This window comes from Gilliamella sp. CG13 (genome assembly GCF_046635805.1).
In the GTDB taxonomy this organism is placed as follows: Bacteria; Pseudomonadota; Gammaproteobacteria; order Enterobacterales; family Orbaceae; genus Gilliamella; species Gilliamella apicola_I.
In genome coordinates, this window is sequence record NZ_JBIDFM010000001.1 from 61,614 (window position 1) to 86,356 (window position 24,743).

19 protein-coding genes and 1 other RNA gene are annotated in these 24,743 nt (G+C 33.8%); 13 read left to right on the forward strand and 7 right to left on the reverse strand.

From position 1 onward, the window contains the following. Window positions 1-51: 51 nt before the first annotated feature. The 4 genes from sbcB to ACGH6R_RS00345 form a co-directional block, all read right to left on the reverse strand. A complete protein-coding gene (gene sbcB / locus ACGH6R_RS00330) occupies window positions 52-1,485 on the reverse strand; it encodes an exodeoxyribonuclease I (protein ID WP_411598576.1) in 1,434 nt (477 codons plus the stop codon). A gap of 340 nt (window positions 1,486-1,825) precedes the next feature. Beyond that, on the reverse strand, window positions 1,826-2,833 hold the full coding sequence (locus ACGH6R_RS00335) for an alpha/beta fold hydrolase (RefSeq protein ID WP_411598577.1): 1,008 nt from the start codon (window positions 2,831-2,833) through the stop codon (window positions 1,826-1,828). 277 nt (window positions 2,834-3,110) lie between these two features. Next, window positions 3,111-3,623, reverse strand: a complete 513-nt coding sequence (locus tag ACGH6R_RS00340; protein ID WP_267350973.1) for an SCP2 domain-containing protein — start codon at window positions 3,621-3,623, stop codon at window positions 3,111-3,113. Further along, window positions 3,624-5,252 (reverse strand): Na+/H+ antiporter, encoded by a 1,629-nt coding sequence (locus ACGH6R_RS00345; RefSeq protein WP_065557733.1) that lies wholly within the window; start codon window positions 5,250-5,252, stop codon window positions 3,624-3,626. A 159-nt stretch (window positions 5,253-5,411) separates the two neighbouring features. Between ACGH6R_RS00345 and recO the strand changes: the two genes are divergently transcribed. Further along, entirely contained in the window at window positions 5,412-6,104 is a 693-nt protein-coding gene (gene recO / locus ACGH6R_RS00350; protein ID WP_267359779.1) for a DNA repair protein RecO, read from the forward strand. Window positions 6,105-6,127: 23 nt separating this feature from the next. Here recO and ACGH6R_RS00355 read toward each other — a convergent pair whose 3' ends face one another. After that, window positions 6,128-6,583, reverse strand: a complete 456-nt coding sequence (locus tag ACGH6R_RS00355; protein ID WP_411598952.1) for a YaiI/YqxD family protein — start codon at window positions 6,581-6,583, stop codon at window positions 6,128-6,130. 244 nt (window positions 6,584-6,827) lie between these two features. Here ACGH6R_RS00355 and thrS point away from each other — a divergent pair, with 244 nt between their 5' ends. The 10 genes from thrS (at window position 6,828) to ACGH6R_RS00405 (ending at window position 17,251) form a co-directional block, all read left to right on the forward strand. Next, the gene (gene thrS, locus ACGH6R_RS00360) at window positions 6,828-8,753 is read left to right on the forward strand and encodes a threonine--tRNA ligase (protein ID WP_267350967.1); all 1,926 of its coding nucleotides are present in this window, start codon (window positions 6,828-6,830) and stop codon (window positions 8,751-8,753) included. Between the two features lie 27 nt (window positions 8,754-8,780). Further along, complete coding sequence (gene infC, locus ACGH6R_RS00365; protein WP_065557737.1) at window positions 8,781-9,320, forward strand: translation initiation factor IF-3; 540 nt, start codon at window positions 8,781-8,783, stop codon at window positions 9,318-9,320. Window positions 9,321-9,405: 85 nt separating this feature from the next. Continuing rightward, window positions 9,406-9,603: a 50S ribosomal protein L35 gene (gene rpmI, locus ACGH6R_RS00370; RefSeq protein ID WP_065557738.1), complete on the forward strand. Its 198-nt coding sequence runs from the start codon at window positions 9,406-9,408 to the stop codon at window positions 9,601-9,603. A 32-nt stretch (window positions 9,604-9,635) separates the two neighbouring features. Beyond that, window positions 9,636-9,989, forward strand: coding sequence for a 50S ribosomal protein L20 (gene rplT, locus ACGH6R_RS00375; RefSeq protein WP_024496189.1), 354 nt, complete (start codon window positions 9,636-9,638; stop codon window positions 9,987-9,989). A 216-nt stretch (window positions 9,990-10,205) separates the two neighbouring features. Next, the gene (gene pheS, locus ACGH6R_RS00380) at window positions 10,206-11,189 is read left to right on the forward strand and encodes a phenylalanine--tRNA ligase subunit alpha (protein ID WP_267350965.1); all 984 of its coding nucleotides are present in this window, start codon (window positions 10,206-10,208) and stop codon (window positions 11,187-11,189) included. Between the two features lie 16 nt (window positions 11,190-11,205). Continuing rightward, complete coding sequence (pheT, locus tag ACGH6R_RS00385) at window positions 11,206-13,593, forward strand: phenylalanine--tRNA ligase subunit beta (RefSeq protein WP_411598578.1); 2,388 nt, start codon at window positions 11,206-11,208, stop codon at window positions 13,591-13,593. Window positions 13,594-13,598: 5 nt separating this feature from the next. Next, entirely contained in the window at window positions 13,599-13,892 is a 294-nt protein-coding gene (locus tag ACGH6R_RS00390; protein WP_065557741.1) for an integration host factor subunit alpha, read from the forward strand. A 140-nt stretch (window positions 13,893-14,032) separates the two neighbouring features. Beyond that, window positions 14,033-14,128, forward strand: an RNA gene (gene ffs, locus ACGH6R_RS00395) — signal recognition particle sRNA small type. A gap of 177 nt (window positions 14,129-14,305) precedes the next feature. Then, a complete protein-coding gene (gene htpX, locus ACGH6R_RS00400; RefSeq protein ID WP_411598579.1) occupies window positions 14,306-15,175 on the forward strand; it encodes a protease HtpX in 870 nt (289 codons plus the stop codon). A 138-nt stretch (window positions 15,176-15,313) separates the two neighbouring features. After that, complete coding sequence (locus ACGH6R_RS00405) at window positions 15,314-17,251, forward strand: peptidase U32 family protein (RefSeq protein ID WP_411598953.1); 1,938 nt, start codon at window positions 15,314-15,316, stop codon at window positions 17,249-17,251. Between the two features lie 288 nt (window positions 17,252-17,539). On the opposite strand, the gene ACGH6R_RS00410 is transcribed toward ACGH6R_RS00405, so the two are convergent. Continuing rightward, the gene (locus ACGH6R_RS00410; protein WP_267359769.1) at window positions 17,540-17,938 is read right to left on the reverse strand and encodes a phage/plasmid replication protein; all 399 of its coding nucleotides are present in this window, start codon (window positions 17,936-17,938) and stop codon (window positions 17,540-17,542) included. 1,032 nt (window positions 17,939-18,970) lie between these two features. On the opposite strand from ACGH6R_RS00410, the gene ACGH6R_RS00415 reads away from it, so the two are divergent. Both ACGH6R_RS00415 and ACGH6R_RS00420 read left to right on the forward strand, forming a co-directional pair. Beyond that, entirely contained in the window at window positions 18,971-19,684 is a 714-nt protein-coding gene (locus ACGH6R_RS00415) for a helix-turn-helix domain-containing protein (RefSeq protein ID WP_065557746.1), read from the forward strand. Between the two features lie 63 nt (window positions 19,685-19,747). Continuing rightward, a complete protein-coding gene (locus ACGH6R_RS00420; RefSeq protein ID WP_267350954.1) occupies window positions 19,748-20,806 on the forward strand; it encodes a YdgH/BhsA/McbA-like domain containing protein in 1,059 nt (352 codons plus the stop codon). Between the two features lie 46 nt (window positions 20,807-20,852). On the opposite strand, the gene hrpA is transcribed toward ACGH6R_RS00420, so the two are convergent. Continuing rightward, complete coding sequence (gene hrpA / locus ACGH6R_RS00425; protein WP_411598580.1) at window positions 20,853-24,734, reverse strand: ATP-dependent RNA helicase HrpA; 3,882 nt, start codon at window positions 24,732-24,734, stop codon at window positions 20,853-20,855. Window positions 24,735-24,743 lie beyond the last annotated feature (9 nt).

Sequence of the window (24,743 nt, forward strand, 5' to 3'; positions counted from 1 at the left end):
TTAATAACAGACTGCTTTATTTGGCGTCTATAATACGCCCCTCAATTTTAATTATCCAACTAAATAATGGCAGTAATGATAAAGCTGTTTTATCAAAGCTAATTTTTCGGGTTGTTGAACATAAGTTTCAGCAAGTAATTCTAAAGTTAAAATGTAATCTTGAATCTTAGGCGTATTTAGTTTATCACGACAATAATCTTGCCAAATCATCTGTTCGTGATGAGTTAGGGTTTGAGGAAAGTTTCGAGCTTTGTATCGAAAAAAGAGTGTACTTAAGCGAGGGTCTTCAAATTTAAGAGATAAACTATCTAATAACTTTACTGGCGTTGTTTGTACTGTTTCACAATAAAGTTTATCCTGATTACTCAAAAATCCATTATATATTTGTGCATCTACATCCGTATTAGCCGGATAATCATGACTTAAGCTAAATAATTCTCGCATTTTATCTTGCAACAAAATTTGATTTTGTAATAGCTTTTGTTGTTTGTTTAAACATTCTTCAATATTAATGGAAAATCGTTTAGCATTTTCAGGCAGTAAAGTTTTTATCGGTGCAAGGATAGGGCATTTGTTAATATGGACGAGTTTTAATGGAATGCGAGTCTCATCAAGTTCAAGATCTTCAGTTTTAGTATAGAGTTTTTCGCGTATTATATTCACTGGTAAATCAATAATTGAATCAATATCGCCAGTGAGATCACAAACAATGACGGCATTATTTTGTTGTGGATGCCAAGCGATAGGGCATACTAATGACATATTTCCTCGATAACTACCCAGCATACCCGAAACATGTACCAGAGGGGTCATATTGATTATATCAATAAGTTCGGCAACTTTATTTTTATTGCGCAATGTAAAAAAGTAGTTAAATAATTTAGGTTGTTTTTCTTTAATTAATTTTGCAATGGCGATAGTGGCATACACATCTGACATTGCGTCATGAGCATGTTCATGCGTAATATTATTTGCTTTGGTTAAATGTTCTAACCGAAAACTGGGATAACCCGAATCGTTGGTTGGCCAATGAATACCTTCAGGTCGTAAGGCATAACACGCTCTTACTACATCAAGAAGATCCCATCTTGAATTACCATTTTGCCAACAGTAGGCGTATGGGTCGTAAAAATTACGGTAAAGGATATTGCGGGTCACTTCATCATCGAAACGAATGTTATTATAGCCTAAAATGCAAGTATTGGGTTCACTAAATGCTTGATGAATTAATTTGGTAAATTGAGCTTCATTCACTCCTTTTTGATTTGCTTGTTGTGGAGTAATACCCGTAATGAGAACCGCTTCAGGATTAGGTAGATAGTCTGGTGCTAGCTTACAATATATAACTAAAGGCTCTTCAATAATATTAAGCTCAACATCAGTTCGAACACCCGCAAATTGAGCGGGTCTATCAAGAGCTGGATTAATACCAAATGTTTCATAATCGTGAAAGTAAAAAGTAGGTTGTTTGGCGTTATTTTTCATTTTATCGTTTTACTCTTGATGATTTTTGATCTGTCACTTACCTAAATTATACAATATTTTACTTAATTTAAATTATTTAAACGTATTTATTTTGCCATATAAGTAAGTAATTTTTGTTGAAACAAATGGCTTTATTCGTTTAATATCCACGGATAAAAATTAGAAAGATTACAAGTTTAAAAAATGGTTATATTATTTATAATATTAGGTTAGTTAATTGTGAGTTTTTTAATAAGAAAGAAGTGAATAGTTAAGCGTATTTATTCACTTCATAAGTAAATAATATCAACTATTAATTTAAATTATTCTCTTCTAGAAAAAGAATCAATTGGGCTTTCCATTAGTCCGCTATCATTATTGTGCCATGTCCGGTAGTTTTTTCAGAAGCTGGAATCAAGTAGTACTTTGCATTGGGAATCTTCTGTATGGCTTTTTCCATTAAATCGGTCGAAGCTGGATTTCTTTCATCATCCTCAGAGTTGATAGCTAAAATTCGTGCTTTGATTTTATTTAAATCTTTGGTTGGATCATAATTTCTTGCCGCATCCCATTGATATAAAAAATCGTTAGTATCCATCGTAACACGTTCGTTTAATTTATCTTTTAATATTTTTTCTGTTTCTTCCGTATTATATGCTTGCTTTTGCCATGCAATGTCACCGCCATTAGTTGCGATATTGTAGTAATTATAGACTAATTGAAACTGTTCGGGTTGTTTGGTATAAAAACCTTTGTTCCAGTCGGGATCATCTTTGATAGCATTGATAACCATTTTACGCATAATCCAGTTACGGCTGGACATTGGCGCAGGGGTAGCAGCCATAGGAATAGCGGCTGTCATATAATCAGGATACATCGTTACCCATTTCCATGTATTCATTCCTCCCATTGAGTTACCGATGATTAATGCTATATGCTCAATATTTAGCTTATTTTTTAATAGTTGATATTGAGCATTAACCATATCGGTATAATCATAATGAGGAAAATCGCCTTTTAAACCGTCAGATGGTTTAGACGATTTACCCGTGCCTATTGCGTCGGGGAGGATAATAAAATATTTTTCAGCATCTAATGGCATTCCTTTATCAAACAATGCATGACCAAAGCTATTATTTAACATTGCGCTACCACTTCCAGTTGTACCATGCAATATTAAAATTGGTTTGTTGTCAGGATTGCCAAGAGTAGTGTAATGTATTTTTATACTTTCAGTTTTTCCATTATTAAATTTGAAATGTTCAATCACATAATCCGACTCTTTTTTGTTATGAAAACCTAAACAATGCCCAAAAAAAGGTATTGTCAAAAAAACAAACATGAAGAATTTAGTCTTTCTTTTGAGCATAATTTTTCTCCATTTTCTATACGCACCATAAAGATAAGGAATATTCATTAAGCCACAATGAACCAGATAGGAAAATCAAGTTTTTGCCACATTGTGATTTTAATCACAATGTGATGATACTATTTTTTTAAGTAACAGATAAATAGGCTATTTAAACAATCTTTTCTAGAGAATTCATACCTGTTTTTTTAATAGTATAGGTAAGAAAAAGTAAGATAGGGGGATGATATAATCAATAAAAAAGGGGGAAATATAATCCCCCATAGCTGTTATCAGTTTAAAATGTATTTTTCGGCGCAGATTCTATAATGTTGGCCATTTTTTCAAGGGTCAGCCTTAAAAGTTTAGGCATTGAATCAAGTTCAATGGAATCCATTAGATTTTTTACATACAGTCCTAATTCTGTATCACCTTCAACGATTAGTCGCCGTTGGAAGAATAGGGTGTCTGGATCTTGGCGCCGAGTTGCTATCATAATCAGATCGTTTGCATTACCAATAAAACTTACATCAGCAATTTCCTCTCGACTCACTACGAGTTTATTATCAATTAAGCTAACAAACCAAGTAAGTTGAAGATCGGTAACTTCAATTTTTAACCAACGATTTTCTAAAAAATCGAGATCACCATCTTCTAAAGAATGTTTAAATTGTAGTTGTAATAGTTGTTCAATTGCCTGTTTTTTCAAATTAAACGGAATACAACGTAAAGTTAGCCCCAAAACATGAGGGGCTTTGTCAACAAACTGTGAATGAATATGGCCTAAAAACTGATGTTTGTTTGCTATCATTTATGAATCTCCAGATATCATTTTTTCATAAATATCGAGGTCAGTATTTAAATGTTCAAATGTTTCTTCACTCACTTCATTACGAACTTTCATTTGTAGTAAAGCTGTGCGTTCTGCACCAATTGCCACAAGACGCATACGTCTTTCAAGATTTTCAGCTTCCATTGCTTTTTGTTCTAAATCTTTTAATCCTGTTCGACGTCTTAAAGAACCGATAACACGTGAACCCACTTCATGTATTATTTCTTGATCTAAACCAGCTTCAGACGTTTCTTGAAGTAAATTGTTTTGCATTTTTTCAAGACTCACAATAGCTTCTTCCGCCATTTGCCCCTTAACTGTCAAAATTTCATTATCTTGTTGAGAGTTATCTAAAATAACACTACCACGTAATAAAATAGGTAAGACGATAACCGCGGTAATTAATGAAATTAAAATAATGCCAGCTGCGATAAAAACAAGTTGATAACGACCACCAATTGTCATTGGAATAGATAATACACCCGCTAGGGTAATAGCTCCGCGAACACCAGCAAAAGTGGAAATCCAAAGATCGCGTGTAGTATAAGAACGGAATGCAAGTGGACGTTTTGTTCCAAATGGTAAAGTAGGCATATGTTTCATAGCCCATAACCAAGCAAATCGTGTTCCCATTAATACGATAAATACAAACACGACGATAAAGCATAATTGCCATACTTCAATAGAGGAGTCTGTTTGGTTTTCAGCAAAAGTATTATTTAAAATACTTGGTAATTGAATACCTAATAAAATAAAGACAAATCCATTGAATACGAATGTTAACATCGACCATGTACTATCTGATTGTAAACGAGCGGTCAAAGGGGCGTTGCGCATCATACCAGAATGGTTAACGGTCATACCAGCACTCACAGCGGCTAAAATCCCTGAACAGTGACATTCTTCAGCAAGGATATAGGCAGCAAAAGGAAGTAAGAATAGTAAAACAATTTGGATGGCGGGATCATTGTGGGTTAATTTATTAATTAAACGTAAAATACGTGCATATAACCAAGTAAATAAAACACCAACAGCTAAGCCACCAAGAGCGACAACAAAGAAAGAAAGACTAATTTGTAATAAATTAAATTCAAGCAAGCCCGTTGCAATTGCAATAGCAAATTTCAATGATACCAGACCAGATGCATCATTCATTAAAGCTTCGCCTTCAATAATCTCCATTTTTTCTTTTTCTATACGCCCTTTACCGACTATTCCACCTAGTGCAACGGCATCGGTAGGTGATAGTACTGCAGCTAACGCGAGTGCGGCAGCTAATTCAACTTTTGGTAACATCCAATTTAGAAGGTAACCTAATGCAATTATAGAAATAACGACAAGAACGAGTGCTAATCCAACAATTTCTCTGGCATTATGTACAAAGTCTTTGACTGATGTTTTTCGTCCATCTGCAAAAAGCAATGGAGGTATAAACAATACCAGAAATAGTTCAGGGTCAAATTTTACATAAATACCAAAAGCAGCTAAAACACAACCCAGTAGTATTTGCATAAGTGGTAACGGAATTTGGAATGGTAGTAATTTTATTACCACACCTGAAAGTGATACAATTAGCACTATAAGTAATATTGTTGAAAAAAGTTCCATGGTTTTCTATTAGTTATCCTATAATCATCTCATTAGTTAGCTATTGATTATATCGGAAATTTAGTTTAATTTCAGTTGAAAATTTAAAAAAATTATTCATTTTTTAATCAAGCACTCTTTTTAATCAAAATTATAGTTATATGATAAAAGGCATTTTAAATGGAAAATTGGCAAAGGGCATTTGTCTTACATACTCGTACTTATAGTGAAACAAGTCTATTAGTCGATTTATTTGTTGAAAATGCAGGCAAAATAACGGTGTTAGCCAAAGGGGCTAGACGTAAAAAATCTTCATTGAAGGGCATTTTACAACCTTTTACCCCCATTATTGTTCAATATTCTGGTATGGGTGAAATAAAAACTTTACGACAAGTTGAAGGTATAGCGCTAACGTTGCCGCTTTTTTCTGTATCGTTATACAGTGCTTTTTATTTGAATGAGTTATTGCATCGAGTTTTAGTTCCCGAAGTTGGCGTACCTACACTTTTTGAACACTATCTTAAAAGCTTGCAACAATTAGCGCAGCTAGTTCCGGCTGAAAATGTGTTACGTTCATTTGAATTAGCATTATTAGAAAGTTTAGGCTATCACATTGATTTTTTTCATTGTAGTGCAACGGGGGATGAAATTATCGAATCGATGTATTATCAATATCAGTCAGAAAAGGGCTTTATCAGTAGTTTACTTGAAAATAGTACCAGCTTTACGGGTAAAGAAGTATTGGCATTAGGTTATCGTCAATTTTGTGATGAGGATACATTAAAAGCGGCTAAACGGTTTACTCGAATGGCATTAAAGCCTTATGTTGGTTCAAAACCATTCAAAAGTAGAGAGCTGTTTCTGAAAATTTAAGAATTATGCACTATAAAAAATGATTACCCTTCTTTTGATAATTCACGAACTAATTTATCAAGTTGATTGGCAAATTTTTCTCTATCCTTGTTTGAAAATGCAGAAGGACCTTTAGATTGTATACCACTAGCCCGCATAGTTTCCATAAAGTCTCGCATCACAAGTCGCTCTTTTATGGTTTCTAATGTGAAAGGTTCACCTCGTGGTGTTAGCACAAAAGCCCCTTTATGAAGCACATCAGAGGCTAATGGAATATCAGACGTGATTACTAAATCATTTTTTTCAACTAATTCAACTATTTTATTATCAGCTTCATCAAAGCCATTTACTACCTGTAATCTTTTTATAAACGGAGACGTGGGAATAGTTAACCATTGGTTTGCAACTAAAGTTATAATTATTGATTTACGATTCGCTACCCGATATAGGATTTCTTTAATAGGGTTAGGGCAGGCATCAGCATCAATCCATATTTTCATCATTTTTCACAATCAAATTTTTCATTTATAGGCAGAAAATTATAAACTTTAATCACTCTACAAAGTAACTTATTTTTAATTGAGTTAATCAATTTTATTGTTCTCATAATGAGTTGATAAAACAGTGACAAGATAAAGCATATGTCTATTTGAAAAATAGCACATAAATGGTATTATACACGGTCAATTTTTTATGTACGCATGTGCGCTTTCGTGTGGCGCACCACTGTTATAAGGATTTTATATGCCAATTATTACTCTTCCTGACGGAAGTCAACGTCAATTTGATAAGCCTGTTAGTGTTTTAGAAGTTGCTCAAAGTATCGGAGCAGGCCTTGCCAAAGCGTGTATTGCTGGGCGAGTTAATGGTGAACGTAAAGACGCTTGTGATTTGATCGAGCATGATTCAACTCTAGCGATTATCACATCAAAAGATGAAGATGGACTTGAAATAATTCGTCACTCATGTGCTCACTTGTTAGGTCATGCAATAAAACAACTTTGGCCAAATACGCAAATGGCAATCGGCCCCACAATTGATAATGGCTTCTATTATGACGTCGATCTAGATCACTCTTTAACTCAGGAAGATCTTGATGCATTAGAAAAACGTATGCATGAATTGGCCAAAAAAGATTATGAAGTAAAAAAAGAAGTGGTGAGCTGGGAACGAGCAAGAGAAGTTTTTTGGGAACGACGTGAACCTTATAAAATTGCAATCTTAGATGAAAATATTCCTAAAGATTCTACTCCAGCACTTTATCATCATGAAGAGTATATTGACATGTGCCGCGGTCCTCATGTTCCTAATATGCGTTTTTGCCACCATTTTAAATTACAAAAAGTTGCTGGCGCTTATTGGCGTGGTAACAGTGATAATAAAATGTTACAACGCATTTATGGCACAGCTTGGGCAGATAAAAAACAATTAGATAGTTATCTGCAATTTTTAGAAGAAGCAGCTAAACGGGATCACCGTAAAATCGGTAAACAGCTTGATCTTTACCATATGCAAGAAGAAGCGCCAGGAATGGTGTTTTGGCATAATGACGGTTGGATTATTTTCCGTGAGCTTGAAGTATTTGTTCGTACCAAATTAAAAGAATACGATTATCAAGAAGTGAAAGGACCTTTTATGATGGATCGTGTTTTATGGGAAAAGACAGGACATTGGGGTAACTATAAAGAATTAATGTTTGTTACCTCTTCTGAAAATCGAGAATACTGTATTAAACCAATGAACTGTCCGGGACATGTTCAAATTTTTAATCAAGGTTTAAAATCTTATCGTGATTTACCATTACGTATGGCTGAATTTGGTAGTTGTCATCGTAATGAACCTTCTGGATCTTTACATGGTTTAATGCGTGTTCGTGGTTTTACCCAAGATGATGCCCATATCTTCTGTACAGAAAGTCAAATTCGTAGTGAAGTAAATAGTTGTATCAAAATGGTTTATGATACTTATAGTACTTTTGGCTTTACAGACATAACTGTAAAATTATCAACTCGTCCGGAAAAACGAATTGGTAAAGATGAAACATGGGATTTAGCAGAAAAAGACTTAGCTGAGTGTTTAACTGAAAATGGCATAGAATTTGAATATTTACCGGGTGAAGGTGCTTTCTACGGACCAAAAATCGAATTTACTTTACACGATTGTTTAGGTCGTGCATGGCAATGCGGAACAGTTCAGCTTGACTTTATGTTACCAGAGCGTTTAGATGCAACTTACGTGGGTGAAGATAATGAGCGTCATGTTCCTGTCATGATTCACCGCGCAATTTTAGGATCAATGGAACGTTTTATGGGAATTTTGACAGAAAACTGTGCGGGATTCTTCCCTACTTGGTTAGCACCATTGCAAGTTGCAGTTATCAATATTACCGATAATCAAGCTGAATATGCTAAACAATTGACCGAGAAACTGCAAAAAGTTGGAATTAGAGCAAAAGCAGACTTGAGAAATGAGAAAATTGGGTTTAAAATCCGCGAGCATACTCTAAAACGTGTTCCTTATATGTTTGTCTGTGGTGACAAAGAGATGGAATCAGGTAAAATATCAGTTCGAACGCGTCAAGGTAAAGATCTTGGTAGCTTTGAAGTGAAACATGTTATAGAATTGTTGCTTAACGAAATTCATAGTCGTTCATTAGAACAGATGAATTAAAGATAAATTAATTTGGAGGAATGAGATATTAAAGTCAGTAAACGAATTCAGTCAACACGTGCGCATAAAATCAATGATGAAATTACTGCTCGCGAGGTGAGATTAACCGGCGTCGATAGTGAACAGCTCGGTATTGTTAGCTTGGATGAAGCTTTAAAACAAGCTGAAGAAGCTGCTTTAGATTTAGTTGAAATAAGCCCTAATGCAGAACCACCTGTTTGTCGAATTATGGATTATGGCAAGTTCCTCTATGAAAAAAGTAAAGCAACAAAAGAACAGAAGAAGAAGCAAAAGGTTGTTCAGGTTAAGGAAATTAAATTCCGACCTGGTACAGACGAAGGCGACTATCAGGTAAAACTCCGCAGCCTGATACGCTTTCTTGAAGATGGCGATAAAGCTAAAGTAACGCTACGTTTCCGTGGACGTGAAATGGCTCACCAGCAGTTAGGGACTGAAATGCTTGATCGCATTAAAGAAGACTTAGCTGATTTGGCAACGATTGAATCTTATCCAACTAAGATTGAAGGTCGTCAAATGATCATGGTGCTTGCGCCGAAGAAGAAATAATGGTTCATCAAGCTAATTCTTAATTTTATTGAGAATTACACCATTTTTTCATTGTCATTAACAATGCGAAGTAGGAATTAGTAAAATGCCTAAAATTAAAACAGTAAAAGGCGCAGCAAAGCGCTTTAAAAAAACAGCTTCTGGTGGCTTTAAGCATAAGCAAGCTAACAAGAGTCATATCCTAACTAAAAAATCAACCAAACGTAAACGTCATTTACGTGGTTTGACAACTGTGTCAAAAGGTGATTTAGGTTTAGTTGTAGCGTGTGTTCCATACGCTTAATTTATTGGTTAATTATTTAGAGGATATTATTTATGGCTCGTGTTAAACGTGGTGTTATTGCTCGTGCACGTCACAAGAAAATTTTAAAACAAGCAAAAGGGTATTACGGAGCTCGTTCACGTGTATATCGTGTTGCTTTCCAAGCGGTAATCAAAGCTGGACAATATGCTTATCGTGACCGTCGTCAACGTAAACGTCAATTCCGTCAATTATGGATTGTACGTATCAATGCCGCAGCTCGTCAATGTGGTCTTTCTTATAGCCGTTTCATCAATGGATTAAAGAAAGCATCAATTGAAATCGATCGTAAGATTCTTGCTGATATTGCTGTATTCGACAAAAATGCATTTGCTGCATTAGTCGAAAAGGCAAAAGCTGCACTATAATTGCTTTATAAGAGCCGAGTTATCTCGGCTTTTATCGTTATGGATAGCAATAGTTATTTTAACAAAGTGAATTAATGATGATATTAATTATTTTTCGTTTCTTTTTTAGCTTTAATGACGATATGCATTCGTGAGGCAAATGAAAAACGAAAGATAATTATAAAAGCCTCAGAAAGAGGCTTTTTTTATGTAATGAACAATAAGCAGGAGAATTTTATGTCTCAATTAGTTGAACTGGTAAGCAATGCCAAATCCGCTATTGAAAGTGCTGATGACATTAATATGATCGAACAGATCCGAGTGGAATATTTTGGTAAAAAAGGCTATTTTACGTTACAAATGGCTTCATTACGTGATGTTCCTGCGGAAGAGCGACCAGCTGTAGGTCAAAAAATTAATGATGCTAAACAAGAAGTTGTCGAATTATTAAATCAAAAGCGAAGTTTCTTAGAGCGTCAAGCTCTTGATGCGAAGCTTGCCAATGAAACAATTGATATCACTTTACCAGGTAAAACACTTGAACTCGGCGGCCTACATCCTGTCACCAAAACGATTCATCGTTTAGTTGAGTTTTTTGGCGAACTCGGGTTTGTTGTTGAAACAGGTCCAGAAATTGAAGATGATTATCATAATTTTGATGCATTAAATATTCCTGCTCATCATCCTGCTAGAGCAGATCATGATACTTTTTGGTTTGATGCTAAACGTTTATTACGTACTCAAACTTCTACCGTACAGATTCGTACCATGGAAAATCAAAAACCACCAATTCGAATCATTGCACCGGGCAGAACTTATCGTAATGATTACGATCAAACTCATACACCAATGTTCCACCAAATGGAAGGGCTATTAGTTGATAAAAATATTAGTTTTACCCATTTGAAAGGGCTATTACATGATTTTCTTCACTGCTTTTTTGAAGATGATATGGAAATTCGTTTTAGACCCGCTTATTTTCCGTTTACCGAACCTTCTGCCGAAGTTGATATTAAAGCTAAAAATGGTAAATGGTTAGAAGTATTAGGGTGCGGAATGGTACATCCTAATGTATTACGAAATGTAGGTATCGATCCAGACGTATATAGTGGTTTTGCCTTTGGTATGGGAATCGAAAGATTAACTATGTTACGTTACGGTGTCACTGATTTACGTTCTTTCTTTGAGAATGACTTACGTTTTTTAAAGCAATTTAATTAATTCTGGAGATCAAAACATGAAATTTAGTGAAAGTTGGCTACGTGAATGGATCAATCCAGAAATAAGTAGCGATACCTTAGCCGATCAATTAACCATGGCAGGCTTAGAAGTTGATGATGTTGAGGAAGTGGCAGGTAACTTTTCGGGAGTTGTTGTCGGGAAAGTTGTTGAATGTAAGCAACATCCAAATGCAGATAAGCTAAGAGTTACCAAAGTAGATATTGGAAAACCAGAATTACTCGATATTGTTTGTGGTGCTCCAAATTGTCGTCAAGGATTAACTGTTGCTTGTGCAACTGTTGGTGCAATTTTACCCGGTGATTTTAAAATTAAAGCCGCAAAATTGCGAGGTGAACCATCAGAAGGGATGCTCTGCTCTTATTCAGAACTTGGAATAACGGACGATCATAATGGCATAATTGAATTACCTGATGATGCTCCTTTAGGGCAAGATATTCGTGAATACCTGAATCTTAACGATGTTTCAATTGACATCAGTGTAACGCCAAATAGAGCTGATTGTTTTGGAATCATTGGTGTCGCTCGTGATATTTCAGCAGTGAACAATATTCCAATGAAATCACTTCAAGTTGAAAGCGTGCCTGCAACAATTTCAGATACATTATCAATCCAAATTGATGAGCCTAAAGCTGCGCCTCGTTATTTAGGGCGTGTTATCAAAAATATCAATGTAAACGCATTAACCCCACTTTGGATGAAAGAAAAATTACGTCGTGGTGGAATACGGTCTATTGATGCGGTTGTCGATATAACAAATTTTGTTTTGTTAGAGCTTGGTCATCCAATGCATGCATTTGATCTTGCCGAAATAGAAAAGGGCATTATTGTAAGATATGCTCGAAAAAGTGAAAAAGTTGTTTTACTTAATGGCAATGAAACTGAATTGAATGATCAAACTTTAGTGATTGCGGATCATGATAAAATACTTGCCTTAGCCGGTATTATGGGCGGAGAAAAATCTGGTGTGACTCAATCGACGAAAGATATTTTTCTTGAATCGGCCTTCTTTGCACCATTAGCTATTACCGGGAAAGCTCGTGAATATGGTCTGCATACTGAAGCGTCTCATCGGTATGAAAGAGGAGTTGATCCAGCTTTACAAAGCATTGCGATGGAAAGAGCAACACAACTTATCCTCGATATTTGTGGCGGTCAGGTCGGACCGATTGTTGACAAAACCAGTTCAACTGAATTGCCAAAATCAGCTAACATACAACTACGCCGTAATAAAATTGATAGCATAATTGGTTATACAATTGATACACAAAAAATCACTGATATTTTAGAAAGACTTGGATGTAAAGTTAATTATAAAAATGAAATTTGGTCAGTTGAAGCACCAAGTTGGCGTTTTGATATACAGATAGAAGAAGATCTCGTTGAGGAAGTGGCGCGTATTTATGGATATAACAATATTCCAAACGCCAACTTAAACATTGAGTCTGTCATGCAGCCAAAACCAGAAGGTCAAATTTCATTAGCTAGAATAAAAGATTTATTAGTTGATAAAGGTTATCAAGAAGCTGTAACTTACAGTTTTGTTGATCCAAAAGTACAACAAATTTTGCATCCCAATTTAAACCAAATTCACTTACCTAATCCTATTTCAAGTGAAATGTCAGTTATGCGTTTATCATTATGGACTGGATTATTAGGCACAGTGTTATATAATCAAAACCGACAACAATCAAGAATTAGATTGTTTGAAACTGGCTTACGCTTTATTCCAGACGATAAAAGTGAATTTGGTGTTCGTCAGGAACAAATGTTATCGGGTGTAATTACGGGTAATTTATATGAAGAACATTGGACATTACCTAAAAAAGCTGTTGATTTTTATGATCTAAAAGGGGATATTGAGTCAATATTTTCGATTCTAGGATGTGCTCAAGACGTACGCTATGAAAAATCTAATTTGTCTGCTTTACATCCTGGACAAAGTGCCGCTATTTTTGTACATGATGAAATTATTGGTTATTTAGGTGTTTTGCATCCAGAAATTGAAAAAAAATTATCTTTAAATGGTAAAACGCTTGTTTTTGAAATAAATTTAGCTAAAATTAATAACAAAAAGGTACCGTCGGCTCAGGACGTATCAAAATATCCGTCAAATAAACGAGATATTGCTATTGTCGTTTCAAATACAATTCCAGCAGCAGATATTATTTCTGAGTGTAAAAAGGCTGGTGGTGAGCAACTTATCAAAGTTAATCTGTTTGATGTTTATCAAGGCGATAACATTAAGGATGATGAAAAAAGCCTTGCTATCAGTTTGATTTTACAAGACAAATCACGTACACTTGAAGAAGAAGATATAACAAACATTGTAAGCAGGTGTGTTACTGCTTTACAAATTCGTTTCAAAGCCCTATTAAGAGAATAATAATTATGACATTAACTAAAGCTGATATTGCAGATCGTCTTGCCGATAAATTTAATATTGATCGTCAAGAAGCTAAAGTCCTTGTTGAACTTTTTTTTGAAGAGATACGAGTGGCTTTAGAAAAAGGGGAACCTGTTAAATTATCTGGGTTTGGTAATTTCACTATTCGTGATAAAAATTCACGACCGGGTCGAAATCCAAAAACGGGTGAAAGTGTAGATATCTCTGCTCGTCGGGTTGTTACCTTTAGACCAGGAATTAAATTTAGAGATCGCGTAGAAAAAAACCTAACGCTTTAAAAGTTAGGTAAGTATTCGTGTGATAATTAAACGACCTTTTTTTGATTGATTAAAGAAAGGTCGTTCAATTTTTTTTATTAAAAAAATGTTTGTATTAATTAATTGATTCAAGCATAATACGACCTCCTCAATGGAGGCTCTATGGGTCCTCTTGCAACATTTCTTTGCTCATCAGGTCAGGTCCGGAAGGAAGCAGCCAAAGTAAAAAATATGTGTGTGGGATGTGGCTGATAGGGTCTCCTCCAAACTATCTGCAATGCTTTAATCTTTTCAAAAACAAAACTAACTGATCATTCTATATAACAACATATAGCCATCCTATCTAATAGAAAGAAGTATTTTTGTTGAATTAATATAATAGGCAATTTTCTAGGCTTTTTTATTAAAAGCTAAAAACAATATGGAGTAGATTTATGATGCGAGTAGGGCTATTTATACTGACTAACTTAGCAGTAATGTTTGTCTTTGGTATTATCCTAAGTATATTGGGGGTAGATGCTCACAGTACTTTAGGATTATTGATTTTTGCAGGTATATTTGGCTTTGGTGGTTCATATATATCTCTTTTATTCTCTAAAACAATAGCATTAAAATCGGTTAAAGGAAAACTGATTAAACGTGCGGCCAATGCTCAAGAACAATGGTTATTAAATATTGTTCATCATCAGGCAGAACAGCTTGGTTTAAAAATGCCAGATGTGGCAATTTATGAAGCTAATGATATGAATGCATTTGCTACAGGAGCAAGTAAAAATAGTTCATTGGTTGCCGTTAGCTCAGGTTTATTAAGTACGATGTCACAGGATGAAGCAGAAGCTGTCATTGCACATGAAATGAGTCACATCGCTAATGGAGATATGGTTACAATGACTTTATTACAGGGTGTAATTAATACATTTGTTATTTTTATATCCAGACTATTAGCTTCATTGGCAAGTCAAGCCATGGATGAACGTAATCGAGGATCATTCCAAATGATTTATTATCTAATTGTTATGGTCTTTGAAACCGTTTTTGGTATTTTGGCAAGTATTATTACTATGTGGTTTTCACGTCACCGTGAATTTCATGCTGATGCTGGTTCGGCAAAATTGGTAGGTGCAAATAAAATGATTGCAGCGTTAGAAAAGTTGAAAACAAGTTACGAACCTAAAGAAGATTCATCGATAATGGCATTTTGTATAAATGGTGCGAAAAAAACCAAAATTTCAGAACTATTTATGTCTCATCCGCCATTAGACAAACGTATAGCGGCTTTAAAAGCACGACGTTATCTTAAATAGAAATCACAAATTAACATTTTATTAAATAAAAGTATTACCCTGTTATTATTGACAAGTCTTAGTGAATTCACTATAACGCTTGTCAATAAATTAAAACACTAAAATTTGAAGTATTTTTGAGAATAAACGATGTCACAGATGGATCAATATCAGAATAAAAACCAATTAGAATTACTAAGTCCTGCAAAAAATATTGAAATTGCGATGAAGGCAATTTTACATGGTGCAGATGCTGTATATATAGGCGGGCCTAGTTTTGGCGCTCGTCATAATGCAGGAAATTCGGTTAGTGATATTGCAAAATTAGTTGAATTTGCACATCGTTATTACGCTAAAGTTTTTGTTACGTTAAATACGATTCTTCATGATAATGAATTAGAATCTGCAAGACAATTAATTTGGCAATTCTATCATGCAGGCGTTGATGCGTTAATCGTGCAAGATATGGGTATTTTAAATTTAGATATTCCACCAATCGACTTACATGCCAGTACGCAAATGGATATTCGAACGCCAGAAAAAGCAAAGTTTTTATCCGATGTTGGTTTTTCGCAAATTGTATTAGCACGTGAATTAAACTTAAATGAAATTACGACTATTTTTAAGCAAATAGATGCAAAAATAGAGTTTTTTATTCATGGGGCGTTATGTGTCGCTTTTTCCGGGCAATGCTATATTTCACATGCGCAAACTGGACGTAGTGCTAATCGTGGAGATTGCTCACAGGCTTGCCGATTGCCTTTTACTTTAAAAGATGATCAAGGACGTGTTGTTGCTTACGAAAAGCATTTGTTATCGATGAAAGACAATTATCAATCAGATAATTTAGAATCGCTAATCCAAGCTGGTGTAAGATCGTTTAAGATAGAAGGGCGTTATAAAGATTTAACTTATGTAAAAAATATTACTGCACATTATCGACAAAAATTGGATAACATCCTTTCAAATTCATCGAATTTAACGGCTGCTTCTAGTGGCAAAACAGAATACTTTTTTACACCAGATCCCAAACGAACATTTAACCGTGGTAATACAGACTATTTTGTTACTGGTCGAAAACCTGACATTGGTGCTTTTGAGTCGCCAAAATTTATTGGATTACAAATTGGTGAAATAACTAATGTAACCGCTCAGTATATTGATATTAAATCTGAAAAAATGTTAACTAATGGTGATGGTCTAAATGTCCTCATTAAACGAGAAGTGTTTGGATTTCGAGCAGATAAAGTCGATAAATTAGGTGCTAATCAATATCGGGTTTATCCTAATGAAATTCCTAAATCGCTTAATACCATCAAATTGCCTTTTATTGTTAATCGTAATTTAGATCATTTATGGCAACAAAACTTACTCAAAGATTCAAGCGATCGTCGTATTGGTGTTTCGTTTGTGTTGTCTAATATCGATAATGGAATTCAGTTGAAAGCCAAAAGTGAGGAGGGTATTTGTGTCGAATTAGATCTGATTGGTCAATTTGATTTGGCGAATCAAACTGATAAAGCGTTAAAAAATATTCAAGATAATCTATCTAAACTTGGGCAAACTATTTATTATTTGTCTGAGCTTATTATCGATTTATCGATAATTTATTTTATTCCCAGCAGTCAACTTAATCAATTAAGACGAGACATTATTGAAAAATTAACTTCAGCAAGGTTAGCAAGCTACCAAACCAATAAGCGTAAGCCTGAAACTAATCCAAAACCAATTTATCCCGATAATCAATTAACTTATTTAGCTAATGTCTATAATCATAAAGCCCGTGAGTTTTATAAACAACATGGTGTTCAATTAATAGAAAGCGCATATGAAGCTCATGAAATTAAAGATGATGTTCCTTTGATGATAACAAAACACTGTTTGCGATTTGCGTTCAATTTATGTCCAAAACAAGCTAAAGGTATTCAAGGTGTCAAAACAAAAGTCACACCAATGAAATTAATACAAAATAATAATGAAGAGCTCATTTTGAAATTTAACTGTAAAGCGTGTGAAATGCAAGTTTGGGGTAAAATTAAAAATCATGTTTTAAAAATGCCATTGTCAGGAAGCGAAATTATTTTCATATCTAAATAAAATGCTTTGGTTTTGTTCATTCAAATTTCAATACATTTATTTCAAATAATTTTTGGTGACAAATAAACATTCAACTTTAGAAATTTTGGCAAAAAATATTAAATGCTAAAGTATGAATGTTGATGTTAATTAGGAATAGGTTATAACTCAGTAAGGCAATAAATAGTATTATCATCAGATAAAATAACAGAATTTATGGATTCCTAAACAATAAATATTATTTAACATAATATACATTATCCGCACCACGATAAACGTACGTGAATTTTCATCATTCAGCTAACCAATTTACGACGCTAATTTAAATATCTGTGGCATTTTGTACCAATCAGGAATTGGACAATCAGATACCGTCACCTGTCGAATTTCTCGAACTGAAATTGGGCTGAATTTTGCCAGATTGCAACGCTGTGCAATGTCGATGCCGATTTTTCTCAAACGTGCTCTGTGTATTTGAACCTGTGATTTGTTAAAATCAAATGTTTGTCCATGCGCCCATTGAATCGCATACATTGCAGTAGTATTTGCTGAACGTGTGGTTTCTACTACGCCACACCTTATTAATTGTTCGCTGATAGTTTCAAAATCCATCGCATTAACCGCCAGTTTTTTATCTAAATTTAAAAATTCATCATGTAATTCATTTAATCGTTCATAGTTTGATAATCCCCAATAATGTGAAAACATATCTGTATAAATTTTGTTATGCGTTCTAGATAATAAATGTTACATTATTATTTAGGATTATGATTAGGATTAGGATTTTGATTAAATCGTTTTAAGGTTTGGTAATTTTGACAGTGATTTTACGATAACCGTTTCAATTATTTTTAAGAAAAAGAATTCCGGGTAATTGCATTTATAGTTAGATATAGATAATGAGTTAAACAAAAATATGACAATTAATAATGATATGGTTTTAGCTGTTCCAATAGCTGTTTTATTGGTTATTTTGATATTATGTATGAGTTATGTTGATAGAACTTATCTAAATAACAAGATTGAAAAACTTTTTAAAAAAAGAAAATTTAGAATTATTTTGGCTGTTATCATGATATTTATTGTACTTGTCTTTTTTGATGGTAAACATAAAGGCTTATTTTTTATGATTTAACGGATTGTATTTAGCCAGTTGGGTATTCTATAATAAATTAATAATTATTATTAATAAGTGAATTTTAAAAAAATTAACTTAAATTCGTAATTATAAATCATTGAACTAGATTTAATTTTCTACTTATAAATCTTATATAACGCCCTATTCTTCATGAACATTAAGTAGCCATATGAATGAAAAAAAATTAGATTTTATTGTTTTTAATCAATTGGATAAGATTTGGATAATGTATATTATGTTAAATACAATCATTATTACGAACTTAAAATGATTTTCAGTTATATCTCCGTTTTGCTAAACCCTACTTTCAATTCAAAATTGATTAAAAGTTCTTTAACTATCAGATCAAACCGTAATTTAACCTTTTAGAGTGATAGTCAATATCATAATATAAAATCGATTATCTTTAGTATATAATTGCCAACACCTATTAATACTTTTCATTATTATGCTTATTTTAATGCTTGCCTTCTGTTAATTTAAACTAAATGAACGTTTTGTTGATTAATAATTTAAACTATATGAATTGGCCAATTGTTGTTTTATCATAAAAATATGTTACTCTTGGCTAGAACTGAACTTGGATTAATGATTAATTTATTATGCAAACTACCAATAAGAATATACGATCAAAAAGTTATTCAGTTCCTTGCGAATTATGCAGTATAGGCTCTTTATGTCTACCAATGTTATTAAATAATACTTTAAATAATGTTTTGGAACGTAAAAAGACTTATGCTAAAGATGAACTCATAGTATCCAAGAGCACTGATTTTACTCGGTTTTTTATTATTCATTCTGGTGCTGTAAAAACCTATGTGACAACATCAGACAATAAAGAACAGATTAATGGCTTTTATCTACCTGGTGATATTGTTGGACTGGATTCTATATCAACTAAAATATATAATAACAACATAAAAGCGCTTACTAATACTTTAGCTTGTGAATTGCGTTATGAAGAACTAATGTCTTTAGTTGAATCAAATGCTTGTGTCAGAAGCATGATATTTAGGTTATTAAGTAATGACATTTATAACTATCAAAAATTAATTTTATGTTATTCTCAGAAAAAGGCTGATGAACGCCTAGCCTATTTTATATATTCTCTTTATAGAAGATATGAAAATCGTGGTCACACATCACTAAACATAAAGTTATCTATGAGCCGTAGTGATATAGCAAATTATTTAGGTTTAACGATTGAAACCGTAAGCCGAATTTTGTCGAAACTACAAGAACAAGATATTTTACACGTTAAAGGCAGATATATTTTCATTAAAAATTTAAATGCGCTAATAAGTTTAGGTAACTGATTTTTTTATGTTAAAATAACAAATATTTAATATACGATTTAAAAATTGTAAGGTTTATAGAATATGACGAGTTTAAAGAAAACACTTATTGCTGCTATGGTTACATTTGTTCCTATGTATTCTTATGCGGCTCAGCAGTTAACTGAAGAACAAGCAAGCAACTTGCAGTCTTTCAAACAAATTTCTGTTCGAGGTGCATTTTATACTGATAGCGATTATGTGTTGGCTATGTCTAAAGCTGCAGACAAAGAAGGTGCTGCGTCTTTCTATATTACAACGACAAATATCAGCCCTTCTAATGATACTTTGCGTATTGTTTATGCTAAATTGTACAAAGCTAATGCACCTAAAGCCGAAGAGAAAACTGACAACTTTCGCCAATTTGGTGGAGTCTACGAATACCCTAAATCTAAAGCTATTCGCCTAGAACCTTATGATATTGTTCGTATTCGTGGTTATTTCCCAAGTGAATATGATATTAATCAATCAATTGCAAAAGAAGCTTTAAACAAAGGTGCTTATGCTTACTATATTGATAATCGTTCAGAATTAGGAAGTAATTTGCAGGTTGTTGCCTATTTGTTTAAGAAAGATGCACCAGAACGTAAACTTCAACCTGAAAATGCAATCCCTTATGATTCCGAAGCAGGACAATTAGCTTTAGCCCAAGGTGGCGAAGCCGCAATGCAGGTTGAAAGACCGGGGTATTATTCACCATCTGCATTTAATGAAAAGTTTTATGCTGATAAATTTAATAACAAAGTCAAAGTTATCGATACAGCTTCTTCTACTAATTCGACTGCAACGACTATTACAACAGCACAAACTAATACTTCTACTTCAGAAAAACCTGAAGTCATAAGCGAACCACAGCGTGTGAATCGTTACACTGTCACTCTTTCGGATGGTCGTAAAATTCAAGAATTAAATGATGGAACAGCAGCTAAAATGGTTCCTTTCAATACAATAAAATTCCGTGGCTATTATGTCACAGATCAGGAAATTTCATATCAAGCAGGTAAAAGAGCGATAGAAGCTGGTGCCAAGTATTATCATATTGCTAGAATTGCACAAGATACAAATGGCCCTAATATTACCGTGTTTGTTGACTTATATCGTTAATCTTTAATTTGGGCGCATTAGCGCCCTTCTCTAATAGGCTAATTTATTATAATTCTGATTTTATCAACTCAATCTGTTGTTTAATTCTTTTAGCTGATATTGGATAAGGAGTGCCCATCTGCTGTGCAAATAAGTTAACTCTTAACTCTTCTATCATCCAGCGTATTTCAAGAACACGATTATCTAATTTCTGATTTTTTGAAAGGCTACTTAAAAAGTGATGATAATAATTCTGAATTTCCTCAATAATATTCATTGATTGTCTATCTTTTGCCGTATTAAGCATTAATTTTTCAATTCGTTTTTCAATTGCGGATAAATATCGATAGATATCATTCAATCTGTGGTAACCTGATTGTGCAACAAACCCCTTATAAACTAAATGATTAAGCTGATTTTTAATATCAGATAAGGCAAAAGCTAAAGATAAATCGACACGCCCTTTCAACCTTTTATTAATATTAAAATGAAGTGTTAAGATGGCTTCTACTTGTTTGGCTATATCAACCACAACTTGGTTAATATTCGCTTTTGTATATTCAAGTAATTGTTGATACTGCTCAGCAGTTTGAATAAGTTTATTATTCTTTCCAATCAAATAGTCAATGCCACAGGCTATACAATCATCAATAAGATCGAGTACAGTACCAAATGAGTTAAAATAGAGACCTAATTTAGATTTATTCGGTAACTTTTCATGTAAATATTTGATTGGTGAAGGAATATTTATCATGAGAAGACGTCTTAAACCAAGTTTAGTTAATCGCTGTTGCTCGATTTGATTATCGACTAACTTAATACTGACTGATTTATGATCATCTACAATGGCTGGATATGCTTTGACTGTGTAATTTTTTTGTTTTTCTTCATAAATAGCCGGTAGGGTACCAAATGTCCAATCGGTTAGGTTATTTAACTCAATTGGATTTGCTGATTTTTTAGTAGTCAATGAGGATAATGCTGATTGTATTTTAGCTTTTAATTGCTCTTTTAAAAGATTAAGATCTTTGCCATGAGCAATTTCATTACCTTGATTATCTATAATGCTAAAGGTAATTCTTAAATAATTTGGAACTTGATCCCACTGCCAATCCTCATGAGTAATTTGAACCCCCGTCATTTTTCGAAATTCATGCTCTAATGTTTCAAGTAACGGATGTTTGATCGATGTTACTCTACTTAAGAATGCTTCAGCATAATTAGGTGCAGGAACCAAACTGCGCCGTAAAGACTTAGGTAATGATTTAATAAGGGATACTATCAATTCTTTTCTAAAACCGGGTACTTGCCAGTCAAATCCATCATTTTTGATTTGATTCAATATATCAATAGGAATTCTAACAGTGACACCGTCACGGTTATTACCTAAATCAAACTCATAATTAAGAGGCAGTTTGAATTGATCTTGATACCAATAATCAGGGAACTGAGTTAAATCAATCAATTGTGCTGATTGGTTAATTAACATCTGTTTTTCAAAATTGAGAAAATCAGGTGAAGTTTTTTGCTTTTGCTTCCACCAATTGTCAAAATGTTTAACTGAAACAATTGATTTATCAATACGCTGATCATAGAAATCAAATAACTGATCATCATCGATTAAAATGTCTTGACGACGGGATTTGTGTTCAAGATCTTCGACTTCATTAATCAACTTTTGGTTTAGTTTATAAAATTTATGATTAGTAATCCAATCCCCTTCTACCAAAGCATGTCTTATAAAAAAGTGACGGGATAACACAGGATCTATCTGGCTGTAATTTACAATTCGATTTTGGACTATAGGCAATCCAAATAATGTCACTTTTTCATTTGCAATTGTAGTGCCCTGTTTTTTTGACCACCTAGGTTCACTATAGCTGTATTTCACTAAATGTTTAGCTATGGGTTCAATCCATTCTGCATCAATTTTAGCTACTGTTCTCCCCCATAGTCGGCTGGTTTCAACAAGCTCACTGGCAACGCACCATTTAGGTTGAGTTTTAAATAACACTGAATTTGGAAAAATGGCAAACTTGATATTTCGAGCACCAAGGTATTCGTTTCTTTCAATCTCTTTTAAACCAATATGTGAAAGTAGACCACTTAATAAAGCCACATGTAATGATCGATAATCTGCGGGTTGACTATTGATTGGAAAAGATAATTGTTTAATGGTCTGACGAATTTGAGTATAGACGTCTTGCCATTCACGAATGCGGAGATAATTCAAATACTCTTTCGGGCATAACTTTCTAAACTGATTACCCGATAACAGGGTTTGTTGCTCTTGAATATAATTCCATAAATTAATAAGAGAAATAAAATCTGAATCTTTATCTGCAAAACGTTTGTGCTTCTCATCTGAGGCCTGTTGTTTATCAAAAGGGCGTTCTCTTGGGTCTTGAATTGACAACGCTGCGGTTACTATCATAACTTCTTTGGTGCAACCTAATCGTCTTGCTTCAACTAACATTCTGGCTAATCTAGGATCAATCGGTAATTGTGCCAAAATTTTGCCTATTTGAGTTAAATGATATTGATGATGCTTAGTGAATATGGCACCAAGTTCTTCTAATAAACGAATTCCATCACGAATATATTTTGAATCGGGAGCCTCGACAAAAGGAAAAGCAGCTATATCACCCAAACCTAACGATGTCATTTGTAATATGACAGAAGCAAGATTTGTACGTAAGATTTCAGGGTCGGTAAATTCAGGGCGAGATAAAAAATCTTGTTCATCATAAAGACGAATACAAATACCATCTGAAGTACGTCCACATCGACCTTTTCGTTGATTAGCTGAAGCCTGCGATATGGGTTCAATCGGTAAACGTTGAACTTTAGTTCGATAACTGTAGCGACTTATTCTTGCCTGTCCAGGATCGATGACATATTTAATTCCGGGTACGGTTAATGAAGTTTCCGCTACATTGGTAGCAAGCACAATGCGTCGTTTAGAATGTGGTTGAAAAATACGGTTTTGCTCGGAAGCAGATAACCTAGCGTATAACGGTAATATATCGGTATGACGTAATTCAAGCTTGTTTAGTGTATCGGCTAAATCACGTATTTCTCGCTCACCAGTTAAAAATATTAAAATATCATCTGAACTCTCTTTTGATAACTCATCAATTGCATCAATGATAGGTTGAAAATCACTATTTTTGTTAATCTCTTTATCATCTTCGTTATCATATATTGGCGGACGATATCGTACCTCGACAGGATAGGTTCTTCCAGATACTTCTATAATAGACGCATGATTAAAATGGTTAGAAAATCGCTCAACATCAATGGTTGCAGACGTTATGATTACTTTCAAATCAGGGCGTTTAGGTAACAATTGTTTCAGATATCCCAAAATAAAATCAATATTAAGACTACGTTCATGAGCTTCATCGATAATGATAGTATCGTATTGCAATAAAAGTTTATCTTTTTGAATTTCAGCCAGCAAAATGCCATCAGTCATTAATTTTATCAATGTGGTATCACTAACCTGATCAGAAAATCTGACTTTATAACCGACTAACTGCCCTATTTCGGTATTTAACTCTTCCGCTATGCGATTAGCGACAGAACGGGCTGCAAGCCGCCTTGGTTGGGTATGTCCAATATATCCTTTTACACCTAAACCTAATTCTAAACAGATTTTAGGAATTTGTGTTGTTTTACCGGAACCAGTTTCACCTGCAATAATTACCACTTGGTGCTGCTGAATCGCATGGTAAATTTCTGATTTTTTTTCAGCCACAGGTAAATTAGACGGATATTCAATCTGTGCAGGTAAAGACGTCAATCTTGCTTGATAATGTGAAACAGCTTGAGTTACCGCTAAATTGATTTTTGCTAGATCTTGATTATTCTTAGCAAGCTTCAATATTTTATGCTTGTCTAAGAAAGTCATTGATTCTAGAAATTTAATTTGCTGTTGAGATAACATAAAGAGTAA

Excerpts from the sequence above, each read along its gene's own strand:
- sbcB (WP_411598576.1), bottom strand. The coding sequence starts at position 1,485 with ATGAAAAATAACGCCAAACAACCTACTTTTTACTTTCACGATTATGAA.
- ACGH6R_RS00335 (WP_411598577.1), bottom strand. The coding sequence starts at position 2,833 with ATGCTCAAAAGAAAGACTAAATTCTTCATGTTTGTTTTTTTGACAATA.
- ACGH6R_RS00340 (WP_267350973.1), bottom strand. The coding sequence starts at position 3,623 with ATGATAGCAAACAAACATCAGTTTTTAGGCCATATTCATTCACAGTTT.
- ACGH6R_RS00345 (WP_065557733.1), bottom strand. The coding sequence starts at position 5,252 with ATGGAACTTTTTTCAACAATATTACTTATAGTGCTAATTGTATCACTT.
- recO (WP_267359779.1), top strand. The coding sequence starts at position 5,412 with ATGGAAAATTGGCAAAGGGCATTTGTCTTACATACTCGTACTTATAGT.
- ACGH6R_RS00355 (WP_411598952.1), bottom strand. The coding sequence starts at position 6,583 with ATGAAAATATGGATTGATGCTGATGCCTGCCCTAACCCTATTAAAGAA.
- thrS (WP_267350967.1), top strand. The coding sequence starts at position 6,828 with ATGCCAATTATTACTCTTCCTGACGGAAGTCAACGTCAATTTGATAAG.
- rpmI (WP_065557738.1), top strand. The coding sequence starts at position 9,406 with ATGCCTAAAATTAAAACAGTAAAAGGCGCAGCAAAGCGCTTTAAAAAA.
- rplT (WP_024496189.1), top strand. The coding sequence starts at position 9,636 with ATGGCTCGTGTTAAACGTGGTGTTATTGCTCGTGCACGTCACAAGAAA.
- pheS (WP_267350965.1), top strand. The coding sequence starts at position 10,206 with ATGTCTCAATTAGTTGAACTGGTAAGCAATGCCAAATCCGCTATTGAA.
- pheT (WP_411598578.1), top strand. The coding sequence starts at position 11,206 with ATGAAATTTAGTGAAAGTTGGCTACGTGAATGGATCAATCCAGAAATA.
- ACGH6R_RS00390 (WP_065557741.1), top strand. The coding sequence starts at position 13,599 with ATGACATTAACTAAAGCTGATATTGCAGATCGTCTTGCCGATAAATTT.
- htpX (WP_411598579.1), top strand. The coding sequence starts at position 14,306 with ATGATGCGAGTAGGGCTATTTATACTGACTAACTTAGCAGTAATGTTT.
- ACGH6R_RS00405 (WP_411598953.1), top strand. The coding sequence starts at position 15,314 with ATGGATCAATATCAGAATAAAAACCAATTAGAATTACTAAGTCCTGCA.
- ACGH6R_RS00410 (WP_267359769.1), bottom strand. The coding sequence starts at position 17,938 with ATGTTTTCACATTATTGGGGATTATCAAACTATGAACGATTAAATGAA.
- ACGH6R_RS00415 (WP_065557746.1), top strand. The coding sequence starts at position 18,971 with ATGCAAACTACCAATAAGAATATACGATCAAAAAGTTATTCAGTTCCT.
- ACGH6R_RS00420 (WP_267350954.1), top strand. The coding sequence starts at position 19,748 with ATGACGAGTTTAAAGAAAACACTTATTGCTGCTATGGTTACATTTGTT.
- hrpA (WP_411598580.1), bottom strand. The coding sequence starts at position 24,734 with ATGTTATCTCAACAGCAAATTAAATTTCTAGAATCAATGACTTTCTTA.